This is a genomic window from Brevibacillus sp. NSP2.1 (genome assembly GCF_000470975.2).
Lineage (GTDB): Bacteria > Bacillota > Bacilli > Brevibacillales > Brevibacillaceae > Brevibacillus > Brevibacillus agri.
On the sequence record NZ_CP048274.1, the window covers coordinates 550,365 to 574,895 of the forward strand.

General features: G+C 53.7%; 28 protein-coding genes. All 28 read left to right on the forward strand.

Annotation, left to right across the window (positions count from 1 at the left end):
• Nucleotide 1: 1 nt before the first annotated feature.
• The 28 genes from bioF (at nucleotide 2) to M655_RS02790 (ending at nucleotide 24,531) form a co-directional block, all read left to right on the forward strand.
• Nucleotides 2–1,198, forward strand: a complete 1,197-nt coding sequence (gene bioF, locus M655_RS02655) for an 8-amino-7-oxononanoate synthase (protein WP_005827770.1) — start codon at nucleotides 2–4, stop codon at nucleotides 1,196–1,198.
• Nucleotides 1,195–1,935, forward strand: a complete 741-nt coding sequence (locus M655_RS02660; protein WP_026557562.1) for an alpha/beta fold hydrolase — start codon at nucleotides 1,195–1,197, stop codon at nucleotides 1,933–1,935. Before bioF ends, M655_RS02660 begins: the two co-directional genes overlap by 4 nt.
• The gene (gene bioC / locus M655_RS02665) at nucleotides 1,901–2,725 is read left to right on the forward strand and encodes a malonyl-ACP O-methyltransferase BioC (protein WP_026557561.1); all 825 of its coding nucleotides are present in this window, start codon (nucleotides 1,901–1,903) and stop codon (nucleotides 2,723–2,725) included. The genes M655_RS02660 and bioC overlap by 35 nt, the downstream gene beginning before the upstream one ends.
• Nucleotides 2,726–2,990: 265 nt before the next feature.
• On the forward strand, nucleotides 2,991–4,181 hold the full coding sequence (locus M655_RS02670) for an acetyl-CoA C-acetyltransferase (protein WP_005827763.1): 1,191 nt from the start codon (nucleotides 2,991–2,993) through the stop codon (nucleotides 4,179–4,181).
• A 137-nt stretch (nucleotides 4,182–4,318) separates the two neighbouring features.
• Nucleotides 4,319–4,528, forward strand: a complete 210-nt coding sequence (locus M655_RS02675) for an AtpZ/AtpI family protein (protein WP_005827760.1) — start codon at nucleotides 4,319–4,321, stop codon at nucleotides 4,526–4,528.
• Between the two features lie 11 nt (nucleotides 4,529–4,539).
• A complete protein-coding gene (locus M655_RS02680) occupies nucleotides 4,540–4,908 on the forward strand; it encodes an ATP synthase subunit I (RefSeq protein WP_007786055.1) in 369 nt (122 codons plus the stop codon).
• 67 nt (nucleotides 4,909–4,975) lie between these two features.
• A complete protein-coding gene (gene atpB, locus M655_RS02685; RefSeq protein WP_007786053.1) occupies nucleotides 4,976–5,791 on the forward strand; it encodes a F0F1 ATP synthase subunit A in 816 nt (271 codons plus the stop codon).
• 57 nt (nucleotides 5,792–5,848) lie between these two features.
• The gene (gene atpE / locus M655_RS02690) at nucleotides 5,849–6,070 is read left to right on the forward strand and encodes a F0F1 ATP synthase subunit C (RefSeq protein ID WP_005831752.1); all 222 of its coding nucleotides are present in this window, start codon (nucleotides 5,849–5,851) and stop codon (nucleotides 6,068–6,070) included.
• A gap of 187 nt (nucleotides 6,071–6,257) precedes the next feature.
• Complete coding sequence (atpF, locus tag M655_RS02695) at nucleotides 6,258–6,761, forward strand: F0F1 ATP synthase subunit B (protein ID WP_005831754.1); 504 nt, start codon at nucleotides 6,258–6,260, stop codon at nucleotides 6,759–6,761.
• Nucleotides 6,758–7,285 carry a F0F1 ATP synthase subunit delta gene (locus tag M655_RS02700; protein WP_005831756.1) on the forward strand — a complete coding sequence of 176 codons (528 nt, stop codon included), beginning with the start codon at nucleotides 6,758–6,760 and terminating at the stop codon, nucleotides 7,283–7,285. Before atpF ends, M655_RS02700 begins: the two co-directional genes overlap by 4 nt.
• Before the next feature lie 41 nt (nucleotides 7,286–7,326).
• The gene (gene atpA / locus M655_RS02705) at nucleotides 7,327–8,838 is read left to right on the forward strand and encodes a F0F1 ATP synthase subunit alpha (RefSeq protein ID WP_005831758.1); all 1,512 of its coding nucleotides are present in this window, start codon (nucleotides 7,327–7,329) and stop codon (nucleotides 8,836–8,838) included.
• A gap of 74 nt (nucleotides 8,839–8,912) precedes the next feature.
• A complete protein-coding gene (gene atpG / locus M655_RS02710; RefSeq protein WP_005831760.1) occupies nucleotides 8,913–9,776 on the forward strand; it encodes an ATP synthase F1 subunit gamma in 864 nt (287 codons plus the stop codon).
• A gap of 49 nt (nucleotides 9,777–9,825) precedes the next feature.
• On the forward strand, nucleotides 9,826–11,235 hold the full coding sequence (gene atpD / locus M655_RS02715; protein WP_005831762.1) for a F0F1 ATP synthase subunit beta: 1,410 nt from the start codon (nucleotides 9,826–9,828) through the stop codon (nucleotides 11,233–11,235).
• A gap of 27 nt (nucleotides 11,236–11,262) precedes the next feature.
• The gene (locus M655_RS02720; protein WP_007786048.1) at nucleotides 11,263–11,661 is read left to right on the forward strand and encodes a F0F1 ATP synthase subunit epsilon; all 399 of its coding nucleotides are present in this window, start codon (nucleotides 11,263–11,265) and stop codon (nucleotides 11,659–11,661) included.
• Nucleotides 11,662–11,877: 216 nt separating this feature from the next.
• A complete protein-coding gene (locus M655_RS02725; protein ID WP_005831767.1) occupies nucleotides 11,878–12,618 on the forward strand; it encodes a DUF6042 family protein in 741 nt (246 codons plus the stop codon).
• Between the two features lie 303 nt (nucleotides 12,619–12,921).
• Nucleotides 12,922–13,293: an NADH-quinone oxidoreductase subunit A gene (locus tag M655_RS02730; protein ID WP_005831769.1), complete on the forward strand. Its 372-nt coding sequence runs from the start codon at nucleotides 12,922–12,924 to the stop codon at nucleotides 13,291–13,293.
• The gene (locus tag M655_RS02735) at nucleotides 13,284–13,802 is read left to right on the forward strand and encodes a NuoB/complex I 20 kDa subunit family protein (protein ID WP_005831771.1); all 519 of its coding nucleotides are present in this window, start codon (nucleotides 13,284–13,286) and stop codon (nucleotides 13,800–13,802) included. The genes M655_RS02730 and M655_RS02735 overlap by 10 nt, the downstream gene beginning before the upstream one ends.
• Entirely contained in the window at nucleotides 13,799–14,842 is a 1,044-nt protein-coding gene (locus M655_RS02740; RefSeq protein ID WP_005831773.1) for an NADH-quinone oxidoreductase subunit C, read from the forward strand. The genes M655_RS02735 and M655_RS02740 overlap by 4 nt, the downstream gene beginning before the upstream one ends.
• Nucleotides 14,843–14,845: 3 nt before the next feature.
• Nucleotides 14,846–15,994, forward strand: a complete 1,149-nt coding sequence (locus tag M655_RS02745) for an NADH-quinone oxidoreductase subunit D (RefSeq protein ID WP_005831775.1) — start codon at nucleotides 14,846–14,848, stop codon at nucleotides 15,992–15,994.
• Nucleotides 15,991–17,001, forward strand: coding sequence for an NADH-quinone oxidoreductase subunit NuoH (nuoH, locus tag M655_RS02750; RefSeq protein ID WP_174435197.1), 1,011 nt, complete (start codon nucleotides 15,991–15,993; stop codon nucleotides 16,999–17,001). Before M655_RS02745 ends, nuoH begins: the two co-directional genes overlap by 4 nt.
• A gap of 110 nt (nucleotides 17,002–17,111) precedes the next feature.
• Nucleotides 17,112–17,525, forward strand: coding sequence for an NADH-quinone oxidoreductase subunit NuoI (gene nuoI, locus M655_RS02755; RefSeq protein ID WP_005831780.1), 414 nt, complete (start codon nucleotides 17,112–17,114; stop codon nucleotides 17,523–17,525).
• A gap of 1 nt (nucleotide 17,526) precedes the next feature.
• Nucleotides 17,527–18,036 (forward strand): NADH-quinone oxidoreductase subunit J, encoded by a 510-nt coding sequence (locus M655_RS02760; protein WP_005831782.1) that lies wholly within the window; start codon nucleotides 17,527–17,529, stop codon nucleotides 18,034–18,036.
• On the forward strand, nucleotides 18,033–18,344 hold the full coding sequence (gene nuoK / locus M655_RS02765; RefSeq protein WP_005831784.1) for an NADH-quinone oxidoreductase subunit NuoK: 312 nt from the start codon (nucleotides 18,033–18,035) through the stop codon (nucleotides 18,342–18,344). Before M655_RS02760 ends, nuoK begins: the two co-directional genes overlap by 4 nt.
• Nucleotides 18,345–18,370: 26 nt before the next feature.
• Nucleotides 18,371–20,293, forward strand: a complete 1,923-nt coding sequence (gene nuoL, locus M655_RS02770) for an NADH-quinone oxidoreductase subunit L (RefSeq protein ID WP_026557560.1) — start codon at nucleotides 18,371–18,373, stop codon at nucleotides 20,291–20,293.
• Complete coding sequence (locus M655_RS02775; protein WP_026557559.1) at nucleotides 20,277–21,818, forward strand: complex I subunit 4 family protein; 1,542 nt, start codon at nucleotides 20,277–20,279, stop codon at nucleotides 21,816–21,818. The genes nuoL and M655_RS02775 overlap by 17 nt, the downstream gene beginning before the upstream one ends.
• Before the next feature lie 3 nt (nucleotides 21,819–21,821).
• Nucleotides 21,822–23,348 carry an NADH-quinone oxidoreductase subunit NuoN gene (nuoN, locus tag M655_RS02780; protein ID WP_005831791.1) on the forward strand — a complete coding sequence of 509 codons (1,527 nt, stop codon included), beginning with the start codon at nucleotides 21,822–21,824 and terminating at the stop codon, nucleotides 23,346–23,348.
• A 105-nt stretch (nucleotides 23,349–23,453) separates the two neighbouring features.
• A complete protein-coding gene (locus tag M655_RS02785) occupies nucleotides 23,454–23,684 on the forward strand; it encodes a DUF1146 family protein (RefSeq protein WP_005831793.1) in 231 nt (76 codons plus the stop codon).
• A gap of 100 nt (nucleotides 23,685–23,784) precedes the next feature.
• Nucleotides 23,785–24,531 carry a YwmB family TATA-box binding protein gene (locus M655_RS02790; RefSeq protein WP_026557558.1) on the forward strand — a complete coding sequence of 249 codons (747 nt, stop codon included), beginning with the start codon at nucleotides 23,785–23,787 and terminating at the stop codon, nucleotides 24,529–24,531.

The window sequence follows — 24,531 nt, forward strand, 5'->3', positions numbered from 1 at the left end:
CATGAAACGCAAGTACGAATGGCTGGAGGCGGAGTGGAGCCGGATGCGGGAGCAGTCGCTGGACAGAACGTGGCAGACGGTTGAACCGATAGCCGAAGCAGGCGGCGCATGGATTCGGGTTTGCGGGAAAAAGCTGCTGAATTTGTCCGCCAACAACTATCTGGGGCTTGCTCATGAAGAGCGAATCGTGGAAGCGGGCGAAAAGGCTGCGAGAAAATGGGGCGCAGGCGGAACTGCTTCCCGCCTCGTGCTCGGCAACTACCCGCTGTACGACGAACTGGAGCGGCGCCTGGCCGAGTGGAAGCAGCGCGAAGGAGCGCTCGTGTTTGCCAACGGCTATCAGGCGAATACGGGAGTGATCGCGGCACTGGCAGGCCGGGGCGATGTCGTTTTTAGCGATCGGCTGAACCACGCCAGCATCGTCGACGGCATCATCCTGAGCCGTGCCGAGCACGTCCGGTATCGGCACAACGATCTGGAGCATCTGGAGTTTTTGCTGCAAAAGCATCAGGGAGCGAGACGAAAATGGATCGTGACGGACAGCGTGTTTTCCATGGATGGCGACAAGGCTCCGCTGCTTGCTTTGGCCGAGCTGCGCGAGCGCTACGGCGCCCTGCTCATGGTCGACGAGGCGCATGCAGGGGGAGTGCGCGGGGAACAGGGCCAGGGCTTGTGCCACGAGCTGGGGATGGCCGATCAGGTAGATGTGCTCATGGGCACGTTCAGCAAAGCTTTTGGGGTGTACGGCGCCTACGTCTGTGCCGATCAGCCCGTGATTCGCCATCTGCGCTCGAAGGCCCGCTCGCTCATTTACTCCACCGCTCTGCCGCCTGCCGTCATCGGCTCGACGCTTGCAGCTTTGACGCAGATCGAAACGGACACGTGGAGAAGGCAAGCTCTCCGGCAAAACGCGAGTTGGTTCCGCCAGAAACTGCGCGCGAGCGGCTTTGCCGTAGCAGATGAGGACACGCAAATTATCCCGCTGGCGATAGGAGAAAACGAGCGGGCGCTGCAATTCAGCCAGAAGCTTCTGGAGCGCGGGATTGCCGCTGTCGCCATCCGTCCGCCCACCGTTCCGGACGGGACGGCGCGCATCCGCTTTACCGTGATGGCGACGCATACGCCGGATGAGCTAGCGTGGGCCGTCCAGGAGCTGGCTGCCATTCGTGATGAGCTGGACGGGAGGGAGGCGCTGTGACACCTGCGATACTTTGGCTGACGGGCTGGGGGATGCCGGATTCGTGCTGGGAGCAAGTCCGTCGACAGCTTCCTTGTGCGTTGCACCTGGCACCGGACTTTTCGCGCGTGTCCCGTCCGGAAGAGTTTTACGAGGCAGTAGAACAGACAGCTCGCTCTGTCGCCGGAAAAGAGCTGGTTGTCGTCGGATGGTCCATGGGCGGGCTGCTGGCGCTCAGGCAGGCTGCTTCGCGGCCCGTAGCAGGACTGGTTCTCGTCGGTGCGACAATGCGCTTTGTCCGCGAGTCGGCAGAGCGTGACCGTGGCTGGGGCGCAGCCGTGCTGCAACGGATGAAACGCCTTTTGCCAAAAGACCGCGAGCGGATCATGGCCCAGTTCGCGGAGCAGATGCTGACGGCAAAAGAACGCGGGCAAAACCGGGTGGATACGGGAACAGCCGGGGCGCAGTGGAGCCAGCAAGCGCTGCTCGCGGGTCTCGACTACCTGGCAAGCGAGGACTGTCGGCATAAAGCGGCGTCACTCTTCTGTCCTGCCGTCGTCATTCACGGAACAGACGACCTCATCTGTCCGCTGGCAGCGGGCGAGGAGCTGGCAGGCGCGCTGCCGGCTGCTGAGTTTGTGCGGCTGCAAGACTGCGGCCACGCGCCCCACATTTTTTACCCGGACGTGGTCGGGACAGCGGTAACGAGGATGGTGAAGCAGATTGCACAGAAACACGGTCAAGCATCGGTTCAGTAACAAGGCAGCCTTCTATGAGCAGTACGCCATCGTGCAAAAGGAGATGGCGAATCGACTGAGCGCAATGGTTCAGACGGCTATTCCCCGGGACGCGGTCGCCAGCATCCTCGAGGTCGGCTGCGGCACAGGGGGGCTGACCCGTCTGATTCGGAGCCAGTACCCCCATGCCGATTACGAGGCGATTGACCTCGCAGCAGGGATGATCGCGCAGGCACAGGCCAGTCTTGCCCGTCTCGGCCTGACAGGCAGCTTTTACCAGGCCGATGCTGAGGAATGGGTCTGGACGCAGCCGGCGGCGTGCAAAGACTTGATTGTATCAGGAGCCTGCTTCCAGTGGTTTTTTCGTCCCGAGCAGACCATCCGTGGCTTGTGCCGCTTGCTTGCGCCAAACGCTCCGCTCTATTTTTCCACCTTCGGGCCGGACACCTTTTGCGAACTGCACGATTCGTTTGCCCATGCCCACGCCAGTCTGGGCGAAAAAGGGGTACGGCACGGTCTGTCGTTTCTATCGGCGGAGCAGTGGCTGTCCATGCTGGAGGCGGCGGGAATGAGTTCCCTGCGGGCAACGACGCAAAAGGTGGTGCTGGCCTATCCGGGCGTTTCGGACTTTTTGCACGCGGTCAAGGCAGTAGGCGCCAATGCGAGCGAGGACAAGAGTGCGGGACTGGGCCGAAGGAGGCTGCTGCTGGCGATGATGGACTATTACGAGAGGACGTACGGCGGAGAGCATGGCGTGCGGGTTACCTACGATCTGCTCTACATCAGCGGGGTTCGCCAGCCGCGTCCGTAAGCGGGCCGCATCGGCACTGCCAAGGCAGTCCAATCGCCACCAAACGGGTAGCCGCCCAGATTGCCAAAGCGTGATCGTGCGCTTGAGTAGCACGATCACGAGCACGCCCGTACGCGTATAGAAAAAACGTCTTCCGCTTTTTGCAGCGTTTCCGGAGGCAAGACGCTTTTTCTAACGTGAAAACGATTTCTTAGCAGGAATCCGTACAAAAATATGGAATTTTAAGAAGGTTGGCTATCCTGTTCATTCGAGGAGTGTATGGAAGATGGGTCAAAAGGAAATCGTTATCGCAAGCGCAGTGCGCACGGCTATCGGCAGCTTTCAGGGCACGCTTGCTGGAATCAGCGCGACAAAGCTGGGCGGAATCGTCCTCGAAGCAGCTTTGGAGCGCGCAGGTGTGTCCAAGGATGCAGTCGATGAAGTGATTATGGGGAACGTGCTGTCCGCGGGTCTGGGACAAAACCCTGCTCGTCAGGCTGCCATTCAAGCAGGCTTGGCGCACGAGGTGCCATCCTTGACGATTAACAAAGTATGCGGCTCAGGACTGAAAGCCGTTCATTTGGCTGTGCAGGCGATTTTGAGCGAAGACGCCGAGGTCGTGCTGGCAGGAGGCATGGAAAACATGAGTCAGGCCCCTTACTTGCTGGAGGGAGCGCGCTCCGGGTACCGCATGGGTGACCAGAAGGTGGTCGACACGATGATCCGCGATGGTCTTTGGTGCGCATTCAACGACTACCACATGGGAATCACGGCTGAAAATCTGTGCGCCAAATACGAGATCGGACGGGAAGAACAGGACGAGTTTGCGGCGTGGAGCCAGCAAAAAGCCCAGAAGGCTCTGGAAAGCGGCCGTTTTCAGGACGAGATCGTGCCCGTTCCGATTCCGCAGCGCAAAGGCGATCCGGTGCTGTTTTCCGTCGACGAGTTTCCGCGTGCCGGCGTGACAGCAGAGATGCTCGCCAAGCTGAAGCCAGCCTTTAAAAAGGACGGAACCGTGACAGCGGGCAACGCATCCGGCATTAATGACGGCGCGGCGGCCCTGTTGATTATGACCAGGGAAAAAGCGGAAGAACTGGGCGTCAAGCCGCTCGCGCGCATCGTGGCCAACGCCAGCGCAGGGGTCGATCCGAGCATCATGGGCTACGGGCCTGTTCCCGCGACCAAGCGCGTTTTGGAGAAGGCAGGACTGTCATTGTCCGACATGGATCTGATCGAAGCGAACGAAGCTTTTGCCGTCCAGTCGCTGTCTGTGGGCAAAGCGCTCGGCATCGACCGCGAAAAGCTGAACGTTAACGGGGGAGCGATCGCGCTAGGTCATCCAATTGGCGCAAGCGGGGCGAGAATTTTAGTGACACTTGTTCACGAATTGCAAAAGCGCGAAGGGGCAAAATATGGTTTAGCAACCTTGTGTATCGGCGGCGGACAAGGGGTTTCGACGATTGTTGAAAAAATGTAGATTTTCAATTGTGAACGCTTTGTGTACAGAACAAGACGAACGTTGACAAAGGGAATAATTCTTCGTTAATATGGATGAGGGCAAAGGGGCACTTGACACCAGCCCTCTCCTTATGTATGAAAGGAGAATGTTGTTCCGTGTCGAAAATTGATAATCCTTGGCGAGCCATCACGTTGGTCACTCTGATTGGTGTCGATATGGCCGTTTGCGTGGTTGCGGGAGTCTTTCTGGGAAAATACCTGGATGGCCTTTTCGCTACCAATCCGTTGTTTTTGATGGTTGGACTGCTCGCGGGATTAGGAATAGGCGTGTACAGCGTCTACCGCATCATTCGCGGTTACCTCTAGGGAGATGGGACATGCAAACGTTTTCTTCGGCAATGCGATACACGTTTCGCTATGCCTTTTTCTGTATGGCAATCGCCGCGATACTCTGGGCGCTGTTGCCATCCTATCGTTTCTTTTTGCAAAGCCTCCTGCTCGGGATGGCTGGCAGTCTAGTGAATGGCACGGTCCTCTTCAGCAAAACTTGGCGAATTGGCCAGATGGCTGTTGATCCAGGCGTGCGGCCCAAAGGGACAGGTATGCTGCAACGATTGGTCGTGGCAGGCTTTGCTGTCTTTTTAACTATGCGCTTCCCTCATTTGTTCGGACTGGCCGGAGTGTTGATCGGCTTGTTCCTCTTTCAGATTCTCAGCTTCCTTTTTGTGTATCGCTCCTTTAAATAGATAGTAGAATTCTTTTTACACATGCACGCTAAGCAATATACTCGCGCGGAAGAAAGGGGTGAAATACATGCATTATTCTCTGCGATTTGAATGGTTGGGCATGGTATTTGACATCTCCACTATTCTCATGATTTTGGTAACCTCTCTGGTGGTGCTTTTGCTCTGTATCGGGATGACTCGCAACCTGACCTCCGCTACTCCAAGCGGCGCGCAAAACGTGATGGAATGGATTGTAGACTTCGTAACCGGTATTACAAAAAGCTATATCTCACCGAAAAAGGCTGCGGGTTTTGTCTCGCTGGCGCTGACTTTGTTCCTCTACATCTTCCTGGGAAACCAACTGGGTCTCGTATTTAACGTAAATACAGCTCACCACAACAGTCCTGACCATCAAGTAAGCGAAAAGGTTAAAGACATGTTGACGGCTTCTACGAGCGAAGAGGCGAAGCAGCAAAAGTTGGCTAAGCTTGAGGAAGAGCTGAACTCAACCGATCCGCATTCACACGGTGTTGTCATCGGCTGGTGGAAATCGCCAACCGCAACTCCGAGCGTAACTTTCGCTCTCGCGTTCATCGTGTTGCTGTACGCTCACTACTTGGGCATCAAGAAGAGCTTCGGTGGATGGTTGAAACATACATTCCTGAATCCGATTCACATTCTGGAGGAGTTCATCATCAAGCCGCTGACGCTGCCTTTGCGTCTATTCGGTAACATCTTTGCGGGTGAGGTTTTGATCGCCTTCCTCTTGGGTGTAGGGATCTTCGGAAGCATTCCGCTGTTCCTGTGGCTGGGCTACTCCGTGTTTGTCGGCTCCGTACAGGCATTCATTTTCACTACGCTGGCGATGGTTTACCTGTCTCAGCAAGTGAATGAAGATCACTAATCAGCATTTCCCCGATTTTATATTCGCTTTTCACAACACTAAGGAGGTTTTTAAACAATGGAAGGTTTGGCTCTTGCAATTGGTATCGTATTTGGTCTCGCTGCTCTTGGCGCAGCAATCGGTAACTCCCTGGTAATCTCCCGTACAATTGAAGGTGTAGCTCGTCAACCAGAAGCACGTGGTAACCTCATGGGTCTCATGTTCCTGGGTCTCGGTCTGGTAGAGGCGGTTCCGATCATCGCTGTAGCGATCGGTTTCATTCTCTTCGGTCGTATGTAGTCAGCGAGCAATTGGTAACAATAGGCGGGCGCTTGATACCCGCCTCTATTTTTGAGCGAGTGGAGGCCTATGCTTTCATTCGACAAGAAGTTTGAAGCTTCGCCGCAAACGTGAAGCCAGTTTTTTGGCAAAGAGCGGTTCATACCGTGATGATACATCTTTCTTTTCGCAGGAAGGAGTGAAACGAATGCTCGACTTTGGAGCGGTGTCCCTGGAGTGGGGAACGCTTTTAACCCAAGCAATTGTGTTCTTGTTGTTGCTCTTGCTGGTTCGTAAACTTGCCATGGGCCCGATCGTTGGCATCATGGAAAAACGTCGTCAGCATATCGAAAATCAAATTTCATCGGCTGAGCGCAACCGTGCGGAGGCAGAGGCTCTCTTGGCAGAGCAACGCCGCGTACTGGACGAAGCTCGCGCTGAATCCAAAGCCATCATCGACCGCGCTACCAAGCAAGCGTCTGATGAAGCAAGCAAAATCGTGGCAGAAGCTCAAGCTGCATCCGAGCGTATGAAAGCGGACGCAAGCGCTGAGCTGGCACGTGAAGTAGAAAAAGCAAAACTCGAACTGCGCGAGCAAATGACAGGTCTTTCCGTTCTCTTGGCTTCCAAGATTATCGAAAAAGAACTGGACGAAGCAGCGCAAAAGTCTACTGTTGACAAATTCCTCGCTCAAGTAGGAGATCGCCTATGAGTAGCGCAGTAGGAAAACGTTATGCTCGCGCTCTCTTTGAAGTAGCGAGCGAGCGTGGCAAGATCGATCAGGTGGAAGCTGACCTTGGTGCGATCGTGCAGGCTGTGGAAGGCAACGAAGATCTGAAAAAGATCATACAGCACCCGCACATCGCGGCAGATGCAAAGGGCAAACTGGTTGAAGAGCTGTTCAAAAGCCATGTAGGGGAAGAGAGCTTCAACTTCCTGAACGTCCTGATTGACAACGGACGGGAAGTTCAACTGTCGGACATCTACAGCTCCTTTGTACAATTGGCAAACGAAGCGCGTGGCTATGCAGATGCTGTCGTCACAAGCGCAAAGCCGCTTTCTGAACAAGAACAGGCGGAGCTCGCTGACAAGTTCGGACAAACGGTAAATAAAAAGCTGCGGATGACAACGGTCGTAGACCCTTCGATTCTCGGCGGCATTATTATCAAAATCGGCGACCGTCTGTACGATGGCAGCCTGAAAACGAAGCTGGAAACCTTTGCGCAAAAAGCGTAAAGCTCGGTCTTTTAAGAAGTTGGATGAATGGGGTGAATTAAGTGAGTGCAATCAGACCAGAGGAAATTAGCTCCCTCATCAAAGAGCGGATCGCTAATTTTAAATCTGAAATCGAAGTTGTAGATGTAGGCACAGTCATCCAGGTAGGTGACGGTATTGCCCGCGTTCACGGTTTGGAAAAGGCCATGCAAGGGGAGCTCCTCGAGTTCCAAAATGGCGTAATGGGTATGGTACTCAACTTGGAAGAAGACAACGTGGGTGTCGTTATTATGGGACCTTTCCGCGACATTAAGGAAGGCGATACCGTAAAACGTACCGGCCGCGTTATGGAAGTTCCAGTAGGGGAAGCGCTGCTCGGCCGCGTAGTAAACCCGCTGGGTCAACCAATCGATGGTCAAGGCCCTATCGCAAACGACGGCTACCGCCCGATCGAGAGCCCAGCTCCTGGCGTAATGGCGCGTAAATCCGTACACGAGCCGCTGCAAACAGGTATCAAAGCGATTGACGCGATGATCCCGATTGGCCGCGGACAGCGTGAGTTGATTATTGGTGACCGCCAAACTGGTAAAACAGCAGTGGCGCTCGACACGATCATCAACCAAAAAGGCAAAGACATGATTTGTATCTACGTAGCGATCGGTCAAAAGCAATCGACCGTTGCGAACATCGTAGAAACCCTGCGTAAAGCAGGCGCTCTGGATTACACCATCGTCGTTTCCGCTACAGCTTCCGACCCAGCGCCAATGCTGTATCTGGCTCCTTATGCTGGTGTTACTATGGCTGAGTACTTCATGTACAAAGGCGGACACGTTCTGTGCGTATACGATGACCTGTCCAAACAGGCTGCTGCATACCGCGAAATGTCCCTGTTGCTCCGTCGTCCTCCAGGCCGCGAAGCGTATCCTGGTGACGTATTCTACTTGCACTCCCGCTTGCTGGAGCGCGCTGCGAAACTGTCTGATGACCTGGGCGCAGGTTCCATTACTGCTCTGCCGTTCATCGAAACCCAAGCGGGTGACATTTCCGCGTACATTCCAACCAACGTGATCTCCATCACGGACGGTCAGATCTTCCTGGAGACAGACTTGTTCAACGCAGGTCAACGTCCAGCGGTTAACACCGGTCTTTCCGTATCCCGTGTAGGTGGTTCCGCGCAAATCAAGGCGATGAAAAAGGTAGCAGGTCCGCTCAAGCTTGAGTTGGCTCAATACCGTGAGCTTGCAGCGTTTGCTCAGTTCGGTTCCGATCTGGACAAAGCTACCCAGGCTCGTCTGACCCGCGGTGAGCGCTTGATGGAAATCATGAAGCAAGGCCAGTTCGATCCAATGCCAGTTGAGAAGCAAGTTGCTTCCATCTACAGCGCGACTCGCGGCTACCTGGATGACATTCCAGTAGCAGATGTACGCCGCTTTGAGAAAGAGCTGCTGTCTTTCCTGGATTCCAACAAACCACATCTGTTGGAGCATATCCGCACTACGAAAGACCTCCCAGATGAAAAAGAACTGAACGCAGCGATCGAAGAGTTCAAAAAAGGCTTTTCGGTAACTCGCTAATCGTTAACCTGATAGACATCAGATGCATGCCGGGCCAATAGCCCGGGCATGCGTTCTCAAGGTGGTGAAAACGAGTGGCAAAAGGAATACGTGAGATTCGACGCAGTATTAAAAGTACCAAAAATACGCGCCAAATCACGAAAGCGATGAAAATGGTGGCGGCTGCGAAGCTCCGCCGCAACCAGGAGAAGGCTGAGGCAGCACGTCCTTACGCTGACAAGATCCAGGAAGTGATTGCGAGCATTGCGAGCGGAACATCTGGTTCCAAGCATCCGATGCTGCAAAAACGTCCGGTGAAAAAGACTGGTTACATTGTCATCACTTCGGACCGTGGACTTGCTGGCGGATACAACGCCAACATGCTTCGCAAAGTGGTTACCACCATCAGCGAAAAACACAAGTCCAAGGACGAGTACGGCATTTTTGTAATCGGACGCAAAGGGCGCGACTTCTTCAGCAAACGGAACTATCCGCTTTTGGAAGAAGTAACGGGTCTGCCAGCCAGCCCGGCCTTTGCTGATATCAAGAAAATTGCCGGTGCGGCCGTCCAGATGTTCGCGAACGAGCAAATCGACGAGCTGTACCTGTGCTACAACAAGTTCCAAAGTGCAATTTCGCAAATACCTACCGTAAAACAATTGCTGCCACTGGAAGCTCCCGAGAGCAACGATGTGCGCACAATCAATTACGAGTATGAGCCGTCCTCGGAAGAAGTTCTGGCTGATCTGTTGCCAAAATACGCGGAAACACTGGTGTACAGTGCGCTTCTGGAAGCGAAGGCTTCCGAAGAAGGTTCCCGTATGACTGCAATGGGCAACGCGACAGACAACGCAACAGATATGATTAACCGTTACACGTTGATCTACAACCGTGCCCGTCAGGCAGCGATTACGCAAGAGATTTCCGAGATCGTTGCAGGTGCAAACGCACAAGCGTAAGTGGCAGCGAATAGCTCCCAATTTAGCTTTACAGGAGGGAAGAAGTAAGATGGCGAATGGACGCGTGGTTCAGGTAATGGGTCCAGTTGTTGACGTCGAGTTCGACCGTGGACACCTGCCTGCCATTTACAATGCGATCAAGATTCAACATAAAGCACAAAGCGCTGGCGAGCGCGACATCGACTTGACAGTTGAGGTTGCGACTCACCTGGGTGACAACCTGGTTCGTACTGTTGCGATGTCTTCTACCGACGGTTTGGTTCGCGGTATGGAAGCCGTTGACACAGGTGCGCCTATCTCCGTTCCAGTGGGTGCGGTAACCCTTGGACGCGTATTCAACGTATTGGGAGAGCCGATTGACCTGCAAGACCTCGGCCAAGTAGATCGTCGCGACCCAATTCACCGCAAAGCTCCTGAGTTCGTAGACCAAGCAACTACTGTTGAAATCCTGGAAACAGGGATCAAAGTAATTGACCTCTTGGCTCCGTACATCAAGGGTGGTAAGATCGGTCTGTTTGGTGGTGCGGGTGTAGGTAAAACCGTTACCATTCAAGAGCTGATTAACAACATCGCGCAAGAGCACGGTGGTATTTCCGTATTCGCTGGTGTAGGGGAGCGTACCCGTGAAGGTAACGACCTGTACCACGAGATGAAAGACGCAGGCGTTCTGCCGAAAACCGCGATGGTATTCGGTCAGATGAACGAACCGCCTGGTGCGCGTCTGCGCGTAGCGTTGACTGGTCTGACCATGGCGGAGTACTTCCGTGATGAAGAAGGCCGCGACGTTCTTCTGTTTATCGACAACATCTTCCGCTTTACTCAAGCGGGTTCCGAGGTTTCCGCTCTCTTGGGCCGTATGCCATCTGCGGTAGGTTACCAGCCAACACTTGCTACCGAAATGGGTCAGTTGCAAGAGCGCATTACCTCCACCAAAAAAGGTTCTGTAACGTCCATTCAAGCGATCTACGTACCAGCGGATGACTATACTGACCCGGCTCCTGCGACTACGTTTGCTCACTTGGACGCGACTACTAACCTGGAGCGTTCCATCGCTGAGTTGGGTATCTTCCCTGCGGTTGACCCACTCGCATCCACTTCCCGTGCTCTGACTCCTGAAGTAGTTGGTCAAGAACACTACGATGTGGCTCGTGGCGTGCAAAAAATTCTGCAACGCTACAAAGAACTGCAAGATATCATCGCGATCCTTGGTATGGACGAACTGAGCGACGAAGACAAGCAAGTCGTTGGCCGCGCACGCCGCATTCAACGCTTCCTGTCCCAGTCCTTCCACGTTGCCGAGCAATTTACTGGTAACCCAGGCCAATACGTACCATTGAAAGAAACCGTTCGCAGCTTCAAGGAAATCCTCGAAGGCAAGCACGACCATCTGCCAGAGGGCGCGTTCCTGTATGTAGGAACCATTGAAGAAGCGGTAGAAAAAGCGAAGAAAATGGCGTAAGACACCCTGGAAAGGGGAGACGAGTAAGTGAGTAAGATGACAGTTGAAGTCGTAACTCCTGAACGGGTTGTCTACAGCGGTCAGGCTGAAATGGTCATTGCTCGCGGCGTTCAAGGGGATCTCGGTATTTTGCCGAACCACATGCCGCTGGTAAGCCCGCTGAAAATAGCGCCGGTTCGGATCAAGACAGAAGGCGATAACGAAGTAAAGATGGCTGTAAGCGGCGGCTTCATGGAAGTGCGCGGCGATAAAGTAACCATCCTTGCTGAAACGGCTGAATTGCCGGGAGACATCGATGTTGAACGCGCGAAGGCAGCGAAAGCTCGTGCCGAAAAGCGTTTGGCTGAGAAATATGCCGAACTCGACGTCCAGCGCGCAGAGCGTGCGCTACAGCGTGCGATGGCACGTCTCGACGTAAAGAAGTAAGCGTAAGCTTGATATCCCCGCGCCCATGTGGCTGCGGGGATTTTTCGGTTGCACGGCATGTATGGTTATAGATGCTTGCGGGGCATGATATTTCCAGTTGGTAATTGCCTATCGTTTCTGTGTATAATAGACCTAATGCCCTGCCGCCGGACGTGGTTTTGTTGCGACAGCATAAGGTGCGGCACTGGCTTTTGGAATTAAAGGAGAGTGTAACTGATGCAAACCATTCGCGATATTCGCCACAATCAGGATGGCGTAGTGATTCCTAGCGGCTTTACGGCCAACGGCTGGTCGAGCGTGCTGTCTCATGAAATGAATGTCCTGTTCCAGTCCCTGTGTTTTGTCGTCACAGAGTACGAAACAAAAGCGGAGATGGAAAAAGGACTCGATGAAATCGAAGCATTGAAAGGCACGTTTTCCGAGCCTGTGAAGGAAGCTTTTAAATCAGAAGCGGACTACGAGGGCTATGTCAACTTGCTGAACCGCTTCAAATCGTTCCTGAAACGCTCCGACTACGATTATCCGACATCCCGTGCGGAAGCGATCCAGCTTTTCGTCAAATGGGGTCTGGTCATCGACAACGAGGATGCGTGGGATATACCGATCCATCCGTTCCCAGATGCATCCCAACTGTTCAAGCTGAGCGAGGTGGAATCGCTGGCTTTGGCGCATGTGAAGCTGGAAGCGCTGGTGCACCCTATTTTCAGCCGCCTGGTCATGATGCTGCATGAACGCGAAGAAAACACGTTCAGCATCTCCAAGGCAGAAATGAAAGAAATGCTGAACACAAACGATCAAATGCTTGCTGAAGTATTGATTAAGCTGACTCCGTACATGGAAGAAGCGATTGAGAACATGCTGGAGCTGCCAGACGATGAGAAGCTGAACTTCACTATCGTATGGGAGCGCATTTACGAGGACTTCCTCGGTCAGCAGTTTTCAAGCAACGTTCAATAATCAACGGAATAAGAGAGCCAGACGGGCATATTCGTTTGGCTATTATATGATGCTGGAAAAACTTAGGGAGATTTCTCTAAGTTTTTCCCTTTATATGGCACTACAGGAAGGCTTTCGTTAGACACCTAATTGGCAATTTGATATAATGATAAAGGTATTTTTTTCTAGCAGTATCGGGCTGCGACAACGTTCATACCTTCATCTGCGATGCTGCGAGCAGTACCCCTTTGATGAAGTGATTACTTCTTCCGGAGGGCAGCGCAAGACAGATTCAAATCTTTCTTACGAGCGGAGGGAACGTGGGTGAATGAGATCTATACCAACAATTATGTTATTGTCGCGATCTTTTTGATTCTGGGTGTGTTGTTGCCCGTTGCTACGGTCAGTTTCGTTGGTCCACTACTGCGTCCAAAGAAACCGACACGGGAGAAGCAAACCACATATGAAAGCGGTAACATTCCTGTTGGTGACAGTTGGGTACGCTTCAACGTGAAGTATTACATTTTCGCCCTCATGTTTGTCATTTTTGATGTAGAAACGCTCTTTCTGTACCCGTGGGCCGTCGCTTACAAAGAGCTGGGGCTGTTCGCCCTGGTCGAGATGGTCATCTTTATATCCTTGCTGGTAGTAGGGTTGATTTACGCGTGGAGAAAGAAGGTGCTGGAATGGAACTAGATCTGACAAGCATTGCGCCTGAATTGCAAGAAGAACTCGATCGCAACGTCATGTTTACGACATTGGAAACGGTAAAAGGCTGGGTCCGCAGCAACTCGCTCTGGCCGCTGACTTTTGGTCTGGCCTGTTGCGCCATCGAAATGATGGGAACAGGTGGAGCGCGTTACGACCTGGACCGGTTCGGCGTGATCTTCCGGGCATCGCCAAGACAATCCGATGTCATGATCGTCGCTGGAACCGTCACGAAAAAAATGGCTCCGCTGCTGCGCCGTTTGTACGATCAGATGCCTGAGCCGAAATGGGTGATCGCCATGGGGTCCTGTGCGACGGCGGGAGGCCCTTACGTACGCTCGTACAGCGTGGTCAAAGGTGTCGATCAGATCGTTCCTGTCGACGTATATATTCCGGGCTGTCCGCCTAACCCAGCGGCCCTGATTTACGGAATCAACAAGCTCCAGGAAAAAATTCGCTACGAAGCGAAGACTGGGAAGCGGGTGACCAGTCAATGAGCGACGAAAAACGCAAGCCAACGCCGGAGGAAAAAGCGAAGGCCGCCGCTGAAGCCCGTGCCAAGGCTGAAGCTTTGCGAAAATTAAGAGAACAGGAAGGGCAGGCTCCACAGCCGGAACCGGAAGCCGAGGAAGCTCCCGCGCAAGCCCAAGCAGCAGAACCGCAAGCAGAGGCCGCAAAGCCCGTCTCGGAAATGACGCCAGAGGAAAAAGCCGCTGCGAAAAAAGCTGCCGCTGCTGAAGCTTTGGCGAAGGCAAAAGCTGCGAAAGAAGCCAAAGAGGCTGCCCAGCAAGGTGATGCTGCTCCGACAGCAGACGGTGCCGACGCGGATGCGAAAGCAAAAGCGGCTGCTGCCGCAAAAGCCAAGGCCGCAGCCGCGGCAGCAGCGAAGGCGAAGGCCGCCAGGGAAGCAGGCGGGCAAGCAGCAGAAGGCGGGGATGACGACGCCAAGGCAAAAGCAGCAGCCGCTGCAAAAGCCAAGGCCGCAGCCGCAGCAGCAGCGAAGGCGAAAGCTGCGCAGGGAGATGCTCCGGCTGCGGAGGAAGCGCCAAAAGCTCCTTCCAAAAATCAGCCGTATCTCGACAAGTACGTGCAGCGTATTACAGAAGTGTTTGGCAAGGAAGTACTGGAGGCCGCCTACATTAACGAGCTGGGCAAGGAAGTCCCGACGCTGGTGATCCCGGTAGAGCGCTGGCATGAAATCGCCCGGTTTCTGAAGGAAGACGAGCCGCTGGCATTCGATTACTTATCTGATTTGCACGGTGTCGACTATGAGGACCGGATGGAGGTTTACTACCACTTCTACTCCTACAAAAACCGACAAAGTTTGGCTGTAAAAGTCAAAACAAACCGGGAACAGCCATCTGTCCCGTCTGTCATGGATATATGGCATGGCGCAAATTGGAACGAGAGAGAGACTTTTGACTTGTTGGGGATTCATTTCCCGGGACATAACGATTTGCGTCGAATTTTGCTGCCGGATGATTGGGTAGGCTATCCGCTGCGAAAAGACTATGTGCAATACGACGAGGAGGTTTAACAGATGAACCAAAACATCCTCACAACAAATGTCGATACCTCTTCTGAAACGGGCATTCGCACGGAAGAGATGCTCTTGAACGTCGGGCCACAGCATCCGAGTACACACGGCGTTTTCCGTCTGGTCGTCAAAATCGACGGGGAAACCATCAAGGAAGCGATTCCGGTGATGGGCTACCTCCACCGAGGCACAGAAAAGCTGGCGGAAAACCTGAACTACACGCAAATCATCCCTTACACAGACCGGATGGACTACGTGTCCGCCATGACCAACAACTACGTCCTTTGTCACGCAGTGGAAACGATGATGGGACTGGAAATACCAGAGCGTGCCCAGTTTTTGCGGCTGATTGCCATGGAGCTGAACCGGGTTGCCAGCCACCTGGTCTGGTGGGGAACATACCTGCTTGACATCGGCGCGATGGGCCCGTTTCTGTATGCGTTCCGCGATCGCGAAATGATTCTCGACCTGTTCAACGAGCTGTGCGGGGCGCGGATGACCTTCAACTACATGCGGATTGGCGGCGTCAAATGGGATGCGCCTCCAGGCTGGATCGACAAGGCGAAGGAATTCGTCCAATACATGAAGAAAGAACTAAACAACTACCATCAACTGGTGTCGGGAAATGAAATTTTTATCAGCAGGATCAAAGGCATCGGCACATTCGACACCAAGACGGCGCTCGACTACTCGTTGTCCGGAGTCATGCTCCGCGCCACCGGAGTCAAGTGGGACTTGCGCAAGGATGAGCCTTACTGCATCTACGACCGCTTCGATTTCGATATCCCGACCGCAACAGAAGGAGATTGCATGGCTCGCTACCAGGTGCGGATGGCGGAAATCGAACAGTCGCTGCGCATTTTGGAGCAGGCTCTGGAGCAATTCCCGAGCGAGGGCGAAGTGATCGGCAAAGTGCCGCGCGTCATCCGGCCGCCAGCAGGCGAGACTTATGTGCGCATCGAATCCCCGCGGGGAGAGATCGGCTGCTACATTGCCAGCCAGGGCAAGGATAAGCCATGGAGATTGAAATTCCGCCGTCCGTCCTTTACCAATCTGCAAATTCTGCCCAAACTGTTGCAGGGAGAAAGCCTTGCCAACATGATCGCGATCCTGGGCAGCATCGACATCGTGCTCGGGGAGGTTGACTGTTGATGAATGCGCTTCTGCAGCAAGCCCCCTCATGGGGAAACACGCTCTGGTTTATCGTGGCGGCGGTGCTCCTGCTGGCTGTCCTGCTTGGTTTCGTAACGTACGCCATTTACTTCGAGCGCAAAGTCATCGGCTGGATGCAACTGCGCATCGGACCCAATCGTGTAGGTCCGCTCGGGCTTTTGCAAACCGTCGCTGACGTGACCAAGCTTCTCCTGAAAGAAGATACGCGTCCGAAGCATGCGGACAAAGCGCTGTTTACACTGGCGCCCATTCTCGCCTATGCGCCTGCCTTCGCGGTTTTGGCCGTCATGCCGTTTACGGAAAGCATCCAGTTTGCCGACTTGGGAATCGGCCTTCTGTACTATATCGCCCTGTCGGGAATTACCGTGCTGGGCGTGATTACGGCTGGCTGGGCTTCGAACAACAAGTACTCGCTGATCGGGGGTCTCCGCTCTGCTGCGCAGATGATTAGCTATGAAGTGCCGCTAGTCATGTCCGTGGTGGGTGTCGTTCTGTTGACGGGCAGCATGAATCTCAGGGAAATTGTCGAGGCGCAGCGGGATGTCTGGAATATCGTTCCGCAGTTTATCGGCTTCGCCGTCTTTATCGTGGCGGCCCAGGCTGAGCTGAACCGCACGCCGTTTGACTTGCCGGAGGCCGAGTCGGAGCTGGTGGCAGGGTACCACGTCGAATATTCCGGCTTCCGCTTTGCCATGTTCATGCTGGCGGAATACGTCTACATGTTCGGGATGGGTACGTTGATTACGATTTTGTTTTTGGGCGGCTGGCTGCCCATTGTTCCGGCTTTGGACTTTATCCCGGGCATCGTCTGGTTTGTCGTCAAGTTCTCGCTGTATATCTTCCTTCAGTTCTGGCTTCGGGCCACAATGCCGCGCTTGCGGGTCGATCAGTTGATGTCGTTTGCCTGGAAAGTTCTGCTGCCCGTGGCCTTGTTCAACATTTTGCTCACGGCTGTAGTCGTTTCCTACCAGAACGGCATGTTCTAATCTGCTCTACGCGGCAACGAGGCAACTGCTAGGTGTCCCACGTTTATACGCGCAGGCTTCGCCATCGGCAAGGCGAAAGCCAAGTTCTCAATATCTGAGGGGTGACATACATGCTTGGACTGGCCAAAGGCCTGGGATATACATTTAAGAAGCTTACGGAGAAAAAAATAACCCATTTTTACCCGGATGTGCCCTTTCCCATGCCGCCACGTTTTCGCGGCGTCCAGCACTTTTCCCCGGAAAAATGTATCGTGTGCAACCAGTGCGCGCGCATTTGTCCGACAGAGTGCATCCAACTGACAGGGAAGCCCCATCCGGACCCGGAGAAAAAGGGGAAAATTATTGATACGTACGATATCAATTTCGAATTGTGCATCCTGTGCGACCTCTGTACAGAGGTGTGCCCGACCGAGGCGATTGTGATGACCAACAACTTCGAGCTGGCTGCCTACAGCAGAGACGAATTGTACAAAAACCTGAAATGGCTGGATGACAACAATACGAACGTCAGGGAGGAGAACTAGCATGACTGGCGAATTTGTGGCCTTTTTTATCCTGTCTCTCCTGACGATTGGCGGCGCAGTTTTCATGATTAGTTTTACGCGTGTCGTACACATGGTGATCTCGCTCGGGATTACGTTTATCAGCATCGCCGGACTGTTCGTTTTGCTCGGTGCGGAGTTCGTAGGGGTAGCACAGGTGCTGGTCTACTCTGGAGCTATTTCCATCCTGATGCTGTTCGGTATCATGCTGACTAAGCACGATGCCCAGGATGAAGGAACCGGACGGACGTGGAAAAATCGCTTTATCCTGCTCTTTGTCGTCGGCTTGTTCGGTCTGTTGTTCTGGGGTGTGCAAAACACGCCGTGGCCGGCACCGCCGACGCCAACCGCATCGCCTGTGAGCAACGCCAAAGAAATCGGGCTTGAAGTATTCACCAAGTACGTCATTCCGTTCGAGCTGTTGTCCGTACTGCTGCTGGTCGCATTGGTCGGTGCGATCATCATGGCGAAAAAGGAGGGGGATAACGAATGACGGTAAGCATCACCTCCTATTTAATGGTCGCGCTGATTCTGTTTTGCGTCGGATTGTACGGAGCGCTGACAAAGCGCAACGCGGTTGTCGTGCTGCTCTCGATCGAGCTGATGCTGAATGCGGTCAATATCAACCTGATCGCCTTCTCCAAATACGGCTTGTATCCCGCTGTAGCCGGACAAATTTTCACGCTGTTCACCATGACGGTGGCGGCAGCCGAGGTCGCAGTGGGTCTGGCGATCCTGATCGCGCTCTACCGCAACAGAGAAACGGTCAACGTGGATGAAATGGACCAAATGAAACGATAGATGGAGACCTGATAAGGAGGACAAAGATGGATACTTTTTTGCACTACGCCTGGCTGATCCCTCTGTTTCCGCTTCTTGCTTTCATCGTGATCGTTTCATTTGGTCGCCAGTTGAAAGAAGGAGCGGCCATCGTCGGCATCGGGCTGACGGCTGTTTCTTTCGGGATCGCAGTGCTCGCCTTCTGGCAGAGATTCCGGGATGGGGGAGCAGACTACAACTACGTGGTAGAGTGGCTGCACGTCGGTGACATTGTCATCAACATGGGCTTCGAGGTAACGCCGCTCAATGCAATGATGCTGGTCATCGTGACCTTGGTCAGCCTGCTGGTTCAGATTTATTCCAAAGGCTACATGCACGGCGACGAGCGTTTTCCGGTGTTTTACCAGTACCTGGCGCTGTTCACGTTTTCCATGCTTGGTCTGGTGATTTCGCCGAACCTGCTGCAAGTGTACATTTTCTGGGAGCTGGTCGGTGTCTGCTCCTTCCTGCTCGTCGGCTACTACTACTTCAAGCCGGAAGCGAAGGCTGCGGCCAAAAAAGCGTTTATTGTCACGCGGATCGGCGACCTGGGACTGTTCATCGGGATCTGTCTGTTGTTCTGGTGGACAGGAAGCTTTGAGTACGGGGCGATTTTTGAGAGTGTGGCGCTCGGACGGCTGGAGCCGTGGATGATTACCGTTGCCGCGATTCTGATTTTTATCGGGGCGATGGGAAAATCTGGCCAGTTCCCGCTGCATACGTGGCTGCCTGACGCGATGGAAGGTCCTACGCCAGTGTCTGCCCTGATTCACGCGGCGACGATGGTTGCTGCCGGCGTGTATCTGGTGGCGGCTACTTATCCACTGTTTATCGCCTCAGAAACAGCGCTGACGGTGGTGGCTTATGTGGGCGGCATTACGGCGATTTTTGCCGCTTCCATCGGTTTGACACAGCGGGACATCAAGCGCGTGCTGGCGTATTCGACAGTCAGCCAGTTGGGCTACATGATGATGGCGCTCGGCGTCGCCGGAGCTGCCGGTTATGTGGCTGGATCGTTCCACCTGATGACACACGCCTTTTTCAAAGCGTTGCTCTTTCTCGGAGCGGGCAGCGTAATCCACGCTGTACATACGCAGGACGTTTTCGAGATGGGTGGTTTGTGGAAAAAAATGCCAGTTACGGCATTGACCTTTTTGATCGGATGTCTGGCAATCGCGGGGATTTTTCCGTTCGCCGGATTCTGGTCGAAGGAAGCGATATTGGGCGCTGTGTATGGGGCGCATCGCTACGATCTTTTGGTCATTGCGCTCGTTGCAGCTTTCTTTACCGCATTCTATATGTTCCGATTGTTTTTCCTCACGTTCGCCGGAAAGGCCAGAGGCAAGCACGAAGCGCACGAGTCCCCAGGCGTCATGACTGGTCCGCTGCTAATTTTGGCGCTGCTTGCGGTTGTGGCTGGTTTTGTGAACACGCCATACGCTCCGCTGCTTTCTGACTGGCTCCTGTCTACGAGCACGGGAACGGCGATCACAGGCATTTTTGGAGAGGGAACAGAGCATGCGGCGTCCTGGCTGCAAATCGTGGCGCTGCTCATCTCGGTGCTCGGAGTCATTTTGGCCTACTTCATGTACGGCAAAAAGTCGATTTCCCCGGACAGCATTCCCGAAACGCTGCCGTGGCTCTATCGACTCTCTTACCGAAAATACTATGTGGATGAGCTGTATTACTATGTCGTTGTGCGGCCGCTCGGCTGGCTGGGCATTTTCCTGAACGGGTTTGACAAGTACGTGGTGGATGGCCTGGTTGGGCTGACAGCCAAGATTGCACAAGGGATCGGCTCCCTGCATGCGCGAGTGCAAAGCGGTCAGATCCAGTCTTACGGGGCGATGGTCCTGTTCGGTCTGCTGCTGTTGATTATCGCCATCAGTTTGACGGTCGAGGGAGGTGGACTCTTTGGATTCGGGCGCTAATATCCTTTTGTCGTCGCTGGTGTTTTCGCCGCTCCTGGCGATTCTTATCATCGCCTTCATCCCGAGCCGCCGATTCGGGGCAATCAAGCAGGTGGGGGTACTGGGAACCTTGCTGCCGCTGATTTTGGCCTTCTGGATGTTTGGAGCTTTCAATTACGATACGTCCAATCTTCAGTTTGTCGAGCGCCACGACTGGATTTCCATCCCGATCGGACTTGCGCAGACGGGGACGGTTTTTGCGTTTGAAATCAACTACGAGCTGGGCGTGGATGGCATCTCGATGCCGCTGATTTTGCTGACAGCGATTATCGGCACGATGGCAGCGGTCGCTTCCTGGCAGATCAAAAAGCGGCTGAAGGAATTTTTCATCCTGTTCCACCTGCTGCTGATCGGGATGCTGGGTGTGTTTGCCGCCGATAACCTGTTTTTGTTCTTCATCTTCTTCGAGCTGACGCTGGTGCCGATGTACTTCCTCGTCGGCATCTGGGGCTATGGCGAGCGGGAGCATGCGGCGAACAAGTTCCTTTTGTACAACGGAATCGGCTCTGGCATCATGCTCCTGGCTTTCATCATGATTTTCGTCGTGATGCGGACGCTGAATATCGATCAGATTTCCGCGATCCTGACGACACCGGAGCATCCAATCACTGCCGCGCTGACGCCAGCGATCCGGTTCGGGCTGTTCCTGGCGCTGTTTGTAGCCTTTGCCATCAAGCTGCCGGTATTCCCGTTCCATACGTGGATGCTGAAGGTGCACGTACAGGCTCCGCCTTCCATCGTCATGATCCACTCCGGCATTTTGCTGAAGATGGGGGCTTATGGACTTTTGCGGATGGGCATCGGATTTTTCCCGGAGCAAGCCTATCAGTTCTCGACGTGGCTGGCGGTTTTGGGAATCATCAACGTTTTGTACGGAGCAGTTCTCGCTTTTGTGCAAAAAGATTTGAAGATGGTTCTGGCCTATTCCAGTATCAGCCACATGGGGATCGTACTGCTTGGCTTTGCGGCGATGAACTCGATCGGCTTTCAGGGAGCGATGTTCCAGGTCGTTTCCCACGGCTTTATTTCGGCGCTGCTGTTCTTCTTGATCGGCGTCATTTGGGACCGGACGCAGACTTCGATGATCGACGAGCTCGGCGGCTTGGCCAAATCCATGCCGTTTGTCAGCGGGATTTTCCTGGCTGGCGGGATGGCGTCGCTGGGACTGCCAGGCATGTCCGGGTTTATCAGTGAGTTTTTCGCTTTCCTCGGGCTGTTCGGCCGGATGCCGGTGTTGGCCGCGGTCGGGGCGCTCGGAATCGTGCTCACAGCCGTTTATTTGCTACGGGCGATCCTGCGGACGACATTTGGCCCTACGCCAAGCCGTTTTACGGGTCTTGCGGACGCACAGCCAATGGAAGTGATTCCGATGGTCGTGCTGCTCGGCTTCATTATACTCATCGGGGTGTACCCGGCTATTTTGGGCAATCCGATGCAGCAGGCCCTGAAAACGATCGTACCGATCGTAACGGGAATAGGAGGGTAATCCATGGACGTAAAAGATATTTTCTCATATGACTGGAGCTACCTTCTGCCCGAATTTATCATTCTCGGATTTGCGACGATTCTGTCGCTCCTGGACCTGTTTGCGGGCAAGCGCCTTGGCAGGCAGGTGATCGGCTGGCTGTCCCTGGTGGGGGTAGTGCTGGCGACAGTCTTTGTCTTCGTCAACGTCAATGTGCTCGACAAGCCCTACAGCTACATGGCGGACATGATCCGCATTGACGACTACGGCAACGCGTTCAAGCTGCTTTTCCTGGGCGGGACGGCATTTGCGATCCTGATCTCTCTCTCGTATTTGAAAAAGGGAGAGGTTACCCATACGGGAGAGTACTATTATTTGATGCTGACAGGTCTTTTGGGGGCCATGGTCATGGCGTCCTCTGCCGATCTGATTACGCTGTTCGTAGGTCTTGAGCTTTTGTCCCTGTCGTCCTATGTGCTCGTCGGCTTGCGGAAAAAGTCGCTGCAGTCGAACGAGTCGGCTTTCAAATACGTCGTCTCGGGCGGAATCGCCACAGCGGTTACCTTGTTCGGGATGTCGTACGTGTACGGACTGACGGGAACGACGCATATTTACGAAATCTCGTTCCGCTTGGCAGAGGCCGGAATGGCCGGCTATCAGTTCCTCGTGTACATGGCCTTTGCCTTTTTGGCGGTCGGTCTTGCCTTTAAAATATCCGCGGCTCCCAACCACATGTGGGCGCCGGATGTGTACCAGGGCGCTCCGACTCCAGTCACGGCGTTTTTGGCGGTCGTATCAAAAGCGGCAGGCTTCTCGCTGTTGTTCCGCGTCCTGCTGATCTCGTTCTTTAACGTCAACGACGGGGCAAACCGCTTCTTTTTCCAGGAAGGGAGCCTGTACCTCGGCCTGATGGCGGCAGCCTCGATGATTATCGGTAACACGATGGCGCTGCGGCAAACAAACGTCAAGCGCATGATGGCTTACTCGGGTATCGCGCAAGCGGGTTACTTGCTGGTGCCGTTCGTGCCACCGACGACGCTGTTTTTCGGCGAAGTGATTTTCTACCTGTTCGGCTATTTGCTCGTCAGCTTCGGGGCCTTCGCGGTCATCATGGTTGTCACCCGCGAGCAAGGGACAGAGGAGATCAAAGGCTTCGCAGGCTTGTATCACCGCTCGCCGATTATGGCGATTGCGATGAGCATTTTCCTGCTGTCGCTGGCGGGCATTCCTGTCACCGCAGGATTCTTCGGGAAATTCTATCTGTTCATGGGCGCTCTGGCCCAGGAAAACTACTGGCTGGCAGCGATCATGATCGTCACAAGCGTCATTTCCTATTATTATTACTTCGGGATTATCAGACAGATGTACATGCGTCCGGGGACGAGCGAAGCGCCGCTCGCCGTGCCAAAAGGCATCTGGACTCTCGTTTTCGTCCTGGCTCTTTTGACGGTGTTTTTCGGGGCCTTCCCGGGTCTGGTTACCGATTACGTACAGATTCATTTCAATCCGTCGTTTGACTTTGGGAACATGCTTCCTCCCAACTTTCAGTGATACTCGTAACGGAACGCTACATCATGTACAATAGAAGGGATAGCTCGCTTTCGGGCTGTCCCTTTTTCTTTTTTTGGTTACTGATTTGCAAGAGGAGGAACAACCATGCCGCAAGAAGTGTACGGCGTATTGAGCATCGTCATGTCGATTGTATTCATTGCACTCGCCTGGTGGGCTCTGCAATCATTTCGCTTTGAAAAGATCGTCAAGCATCCGCAGGGGGCGCAAGCCAAGCTGCTGCAAATTCTTTTGTCGATCGTGATCGGCTACGAAGTATCGCGCTTTTTCCTGGATTATTTGGGCTGGTCCATGACTTTCGGCAACCTGTTTTCCTGATTGACCAAACTTCATTGCGTTTGCTGGTATATCTACCCAGTTTCATGTGCAAAATGAGAAGTACAAAGAGATAGCCATGAAACATGGGGAGAGGATTTAAATGGGGAAATGGTCTGGCCTGCTTGTACTTGCTCTATTGCTGGCAGTTTGTGTTGTGTACTGGATGCCTGCGCAGGCGTCGGAAGCAAAACCTGTTGCGAGCAAGATAATGCAAACGCTCGAAGATTCAGGAGCAACGGGCGTATCCATCCAGGTACGCGCGCGTGTGGCAATGGGAGAAGTGCTGCGTCCGGAAGAAGTCAAAGAGTTGGCACGGACATGGGCAAAAAAGCTGGAGATCCCTCTTTCCCTTGACGGGGAATCGCAGAACAGCAACGTTCTTATGTATCGGACTACATACACGCAAAACGGCGTTTCGGTGCGCTACGAGGTGACAGGCGTTCCTAAAAATGGTTCGTTTGACACATATCTAGTGCTGCAATTATCCGGAAGCCGTGAATCCCTACTATATATTGAGCAGATACAAGAAACCTTCGCGAAAGCCCTGAAAAATGCCGACTTTATTCCGCAAATTAGCACTTGTATTCGCGGATTGTACAATGTTAAGATGAGTGTTGACCAACAGGGGGGTAAAATTATGTCGATTTTTGCTACCCTCCAGGCAACAGAATTGGAACGTTTACAAGATGAGACGGTTGTCAGTATTTCCGGACATACCCCTTTGTGGGAGCCATTCATCGCGTTAAACGGGCAAAAGATGAATCTGCAAGTGGCGACACACCGTGACAGTGGCAATGCTGGCACATGGGTCACTGTAGGTACGCCAATCATCACAGTGGAATATTAG

What these genes read in the sequence shown, in the direction of transcription:
- atpD (WP_005831762.1), top strand. Translation starts at nt 9,826, where the DNA reads ATGGCGAATGGACGCGTGGTTCAGGTAATGGGTCCAGTTGTTGACGTC.
- M655_RS02700 (WP_005831756.1), top strand. Translation starts at nt 6,758, where the DNA reads ATGAGTAGCGCAGTAGGAAAACGTTATGCTCGCGCTCTCTTTGAAGTA.
- M655_RS02760 (WP_005831782.1), top strand. Translation starts at nt 17,527, where the DNA reads ATGACTGGCGAATTTGTGGCCTTTTTTATCCTGTCTCTCCTGACGATT.
- M655_RS02725 (WP_005831767.1), top strand. Translation starts at nt 11,878, where the DNA reads ATGCAAACCATTCGCGATATTCGCCACAATCAGGATGGCGTAGTGATT.
- M655_RS02785 (WP_005831793.1), top strand. Translation starts at nt 23,454, where the DNA reads ATGCCGCAAGAAGTGTACGGCGTATTGAGCATCGTCATGTCGATTGTA.
- bioF (WP_005827770.1), top strand. Translation starts at nt 2, where the DNA reads ATGAAACGCAAGTACGAATGGCTGGAGGCGGAGTGGAGCCGGATGCGG.
- M655_RS02745 (WP_005831775.1), top strand. Translation starts at nt 14,846, where the DNA reads ATGAACCAAAACATCCTCACAACAAATGTCGATACCTCTTCTGAAACG.
- nuoN (WP_005831791.1), top strand. Translation starts at nt 21,822, where the DNA reads ATGGACGTAAAAGATATTTTCTCATATGACTGGAGCTACCTTCTGCCC.
- M655_RS02735 (WP_005831771.1), top strand. Translation starts at nt 13,284, where the DNA reads ATGGAACTAGATCTGACAAGCATTGCGCCTGAATTGCAAGAAGAACTC.
- atpF (WP_005831754.1), top strand. Translation starts at nt 6,258, where the DNA reads ATGCTCGACTTTGGAGCGGTGTCCCTGGAGTGGGGAACGCTTTTAACC.
- M655_RS02680 (WP_007786055.1), top strand. Translation starts at nt 4,540, where the DNA reads ATGCAAACGTTTTCTTCGGCAATGCGATACACGTTTCGCTATGCCTTT.
- atpB (WP_007786053.1), top strand. Translation starts at nt 4,976, where the DNA reads ATGCATTATTCTCTGCGATTTGAATGGTTGGGCATGGTATTTGACATC.
- atpE (WP_005831752.1), top strand. Translation starts at nt 5,849, where the DNA reads ATGGAAGGTTTGGCTCTTGCAATTGGTATCGTATTTGGTCTCGCTGCT.
- nuoI (WP_005831780.1), top strand. Translation starts at nt 17,112, where the DNA reads ATGCTTGGACTGGCCAAAGGCCTGGGATATACATTTAAGAAGCTTACG.
- M655_RS02740 (WP_005831773.1), top strand. Translation starts at nt 13,799, where the DNA reads ATGAGCGACGAAAAACGCAAGCCAACGCCGGAGGAAAAAGCGAAGGCC.
- M655_RS02670 (WP_005827763.1), top strand. Translation starts at nt 2,991, where the DNA reads ATGGGTCAAAAGGAAATCGTTATCGCAAGCGCAGTGCGCACGGCTATC.
- M655_RS02790 (WP_026557558.1), top strand. Translation starts at nt 23,785, where the DNA reads ATGGGGAAATGGTCTGGCCTGCTTGTACTTGCTCTATTGCTGGCAGTT.
- nuoK (WP_005831784.1), top strand. Translation starts at nt 18,033, where the DNA reads ATGACGGTAAGCATCACCTCCTATTTAATGGTCGCGCTGATTCTGTTT.
- nuoL (WP_026557560.1), top strand. Translation starts at nt 18,371, where the DNA reads ATGGATACTTTTTTGCACTACGCCTGGCTGATCCCTCTGTTTCCGCTT.